Consider the following 2,291-nt stretch of genomic DNA (forward strand, 5'->3'; position numbering starts at 1 on the left):
GCCTCGCCACTACTGAACCTGATGAAAATGAGAAATATAAACATTTATCCATTCAAGCCGAAAATGAAATTTTATGCTTGATTGTAAATTAATAAGCAAACCCCAATTAATTAGAAGCCCTCAATAATATTTTGTGGAATAAATACCCAAAAAACTATAAAAAAAGGACACATGTTCAAAATTCATTTATATTAAGAATAACTTTGTCTGTCAATAAGTTACATTTTTATAGCAAATCAATACATGTTATTTTTCACATACAAAAAATATGAAGTTGCTGTTATGTTTGAGATAAGTCATGATTTTTCCCGACATTAAAAAGAGGAAATATCGGACAAGAATGATACAAGGAGGTCTATTCTTTTATGAATGTTATAGAACTAACAAACAATATTTTACCGGAACCATATAATATTCAGAAGCAGGCAAATCACGAAAATGTGTCTTACCATGGTGTTGTGAAGTGTGTGTTACATTTTGGCGACGGTAAATACAAGACCATTTCCAGTGATAACGCAAAGGATTTACTCTCCGTGAATATCGTAAGATACAACCCTAAATCGGAAGTGGAGGTGAATTTTGTTGAACGCGTTCTAATGCATTATAAGGACTCCGGTTCCATAGAGGATCTCGCCCGGCGCTGCGGTTACAAATCCACGAGAACATTTACCCGGCATTTCAAGCGGATACTTAACACTACACCCAAGCAATGGTTGTTCTTGATCAAGAAAAATGAAGTCTTGCATTATTTGCAAAACACCGATATACCCATTAATGAAATTGTGTCGATTACAGGATTCTGCAGCATGTCGCATTTGGCGCATTTCTGTAAGTCCAAGATTGGCTCAAGTCCCACAAAAATAAGAAACGAAGCCATAAAGGACAACACGGTTTTCCAATAAGACCTGGAATTCCTGTAACAAGGGTTTAATTTCAGAAACTTATAAAAAGATCTGTTATGGACATACTTTACTTCAATGAGCATCAACAATGCCGACATTACCTTTCCGAGGTACATTCTCTTTTCAAGGTGCACGCGTTGCCCGCACACCATCGTATCGTTATAGATTCAAATGGGTTGTATGCTTTTATCTTCATGCTAAAAGGAGAGGTGGAGATCAACTGCTGTTATGACCAGACCCACCGGCTCACGGCAGGAAACATGTACTCCCTGAACGAGCAGTACAACTATACCGGCATCACGCTGAGTGATGCGGAATCCATAATACTGATGTTCGAGAATCCGCATATACGGTGCGATGAGTTTTCGCTCATCAAACTCCGCAAATACATTCCGAAGGAGACCCGTTGCATCGAAAAGCTGCCCATACTGCCGCAGATCACGGACTACCTGAACGGAATGCGATTCTACATCGCTCACAAAATGTACTGCGCCCATCTACAAGACATCAAGCAAAGCGAATGGTTCTTTCTTATGCGGGCTTTTTTCACCAAAGAGGAGAACGCCCAGTTTTTTCATTCCCTTATCCGGGGAGACAACCCATTCATGATCATGGTGAAGCAAAAAAGCCGGGAAGTGAAAACAGTGGCTGAACTGGCCTCAGCCTGCAATATGACGGAACGCACCTTCAGACGCCATTTCAAGCAATACTTCCAGATCACCCCCAAACAATGGCTGCTGGAACAGAATAAACAGCAGGTAGAATTGGAGCTGATGAAGTCTGAAGACGGACTTAAAATCCTCGCACCACAATTGGGATTCGGTTCTGAAACACAACTCAGTAACTATTGCCGCCGCTATTTAAATAAAACCCCGTCCGAGATCCGAAAAGCAAACAGTTGATCTATATACGAGCCCAAAATGTCCTGTTTCCTATATTTTTTGTCCGTTATTTCTTTTCGTATGATGGGTTGTCATTTTAAATTTGCAGCGGTTGCCAAGATCAAGAAAAGCATCTGTTTTTCATTTTTACGATAAAGTAAAAAAACAAAATTAACGGTCTGATAGATAGGTCGATAATATTTGGTTCTTTAGCATCGTTCAATCAGTCAAATGAACATAAGCTTAAAAAAATATTTTCAAAGTATGTTTAAGAATTATCCGCACAGCATTCTTTTTACGGTTATCGCATTTACGTGTAGTTTGTTTACACTAAACGCTCAAAAAGTGGCGGTTAAAACCAATTTTGCTTATTGGGGAGCTGCCGCGTCGCCTAACGCAGGATTAGAATTTTCCCTTGGGAAGAAAACTTCACTCGAATTGGGTGGGGGCTTTAACCTTTGGGATTTTAAAGACAACCGAAAAGCCAAGCATTGGCTGGCACAACCCG

Annotated in this window: 3 protein-coding genes; all 3 read left to right on the forward strand. The window is 39.8% G+C overall.

The window, feature by feature from the left end; all coding sequences use genetic code 11:
- The first annotated feature begins 596 nt into the window (after positions 1 to 596).
- Entirely contained in the window at positions 597 to 902 is a 306-nt protein-coding gene (locus tag B3Z75_RS14270) for a helix-turn-helix domain-containing protein (protein WP_414702880.1), read from the forward strand.
- A 56-nt stretch (positions 903 to 958) separates the two neighbouring features.
- Entirely contained in the window at positions 959 to 1,804 is an 846-nt protein-coding gene (locus tag B3Z75_RS07780) for a helix-turn-helix transcriptional regulator (protein ID WP_286850234.1), read from the forward strand.
- Positions 1,805 to 2,047: 243 nt separating this feature from the next.
- Positions 2,048 to 2,291 (forward strand): DUF3575 domain-containing protein (locus B3Z75_RS07785; protein WP_286861158.1); only part of this gene is annotated, 244 nt, incomplete at its 3' end.

Source organism: Proteiniphilum sp. UBA1028 (genome assembly GCF_002316955.1).
Classification (GTDB): Bacteria; Bacteroidota; Bacteroidia; order Bacteroidales; family Dysgonomonadaceae; genus Proteiniphilum.

Coding starts and splice junctions, on each gene's coding strand:
- B3Z75_RS14270 (WP_414702880.1), top strand. CDS start 597: ATGCATTATAAGGACTCCGGTTCCATAGAGGATCTCGCCCGGCGCTGC.
- B3Z75_RS07780 (WP_286850234.1), top strand. CDS start 959: ATGGACATACTTTACTTCAATGAGCATCAACAATGCCGACATTACCTT.